The 1,199-nt window shown below is 67.4% G+C and carries 2 protein-coding genes; both read right to left on the bottom strand.

The window, feature by feature from the left end:
- Positions 1–584, bottom strand: a 584-nt coding sequence (locus ASG51_RS17410) for a Hint domain-containing protein (RefSeq protein ID WP_200941361.1), incomplete at its 3' end; no start/stop codon positions are given.
- Between the two features lie 262 nt (positions 585–846).
- On the bottom strand, positions 847–1,199 hold a 353-nt coding region (locus ASG51_RS17405), incomplete at its 5' end, for a Hint domain-containing protein (RefSeq protein WP_200941360.1).

Here is a 1,199-nt window from a genome sequence, read left to right as displayed (position 1 = left end):
CCGTGGCCGAAGGCGCCGGCCCGGATGCGGATGGGCGACTGGTCGGCGGGCAGCGGCCGCTCTGCCCCGAGATCGCGATGGCCGGTCCAGGTGATCGTACGGTGGCGGCCGGAGGCGGTGACGGCGCGGTCGCCGACCTGCAGGTCCTCGACGGCGACCTCGCCCCGCGTCGTCAGGATGCGCGTGCCGGATCCGAAGCAGAGGGCGTAGGGATCCTGCTGGACGGTGATGGACTGCCCCGGCTCGTAAACATCGTTCGAGTAGAGGAGGTAGACGTACTCACCCCTGGCTGCTGAAAAGACGCGGGTGACGACGCCGCCCGAATCTCCGAGCTGGCCGACATACTCCCGATTGGTGAACGTGGTCGATTGATCCCCGACGGTTTGGACGATCTGCATCTTGTCGGCCGGGGTGTCGCCCAGGATGTTCGGGTCGTCGGACCCGTCGGTCGACGGCAGATCGCTGAGCACGAACTGGCCCTCCGTCCCTCCCGATCTGCTGCCGATCGCGATCATGTCGTCGCCGTTCTTACTGTCGGCCGTTCCCAGCGAGTAGAAGCGGGAAAACGTCTGCGTCGATGCCATGGTGCGGGCCTCTCATGGATTGGGTTGCGCGGGATGCCGTCCGACCGATTTGCCGGAGACAAGGTCGTTCCGTGTGTGTCGCGCCGAGCGATTGCCATGATGGAGACCGCAACGGCGATGGATGCTGATCCACGTTCTTCGCCCGGCCGAAGCGGCTCGTCGAAATGCACAACTCGGTAGATTCTGACGGTCTCGTCGGGCGTAAGGACTGGGGGCGTGCTCTGGGTGTCGCGAAGGCGCCGGATCGTGGACGATCCGGCGCCTACTGGGCGGCGGAAGCGAAGTGGCGGGTGCCCGCATCCCAGTCGCAGTCCTCGGCGAGAATCTGGGCGAAGACGGTATCGAGACGGGCGCGCTCCGCCTCGACGAGGGGGCCGTCGAGGRCGACCGGCCGGCACCGGGCCGACAGCCCCGGCGGCACGAAGTCCGGATGGCGCAGCCTGTGATCCGACGCCTCCTCGAAGAAGGGGCGGCAGCCGAAGTCGAGGAAGCTCTCGGCGGGCAGTCCCTCGGCGAGGAGGATGTCGTGGGCGTCGAGTTCCACGTGCCAGTAGGAGACGCGCGCCAGGCTGGTGCGGGCGATGGTGGTTCCGTTGACCAGGCACATGACCGGCA

The organism is Methylobacterium sp. Leaf465, from assembly GCF_001424705.1.
Lineage (GTDB): Bacteria > Pseudomonadota > Alphaproteobacteria > Rhizobiales > Beijerinckiaceae > Methylobacterium.
Note: the sequence above shows the minus strand (reverse complement) of the source record. Positions and strands in the feature narration are given on the sequence as shown.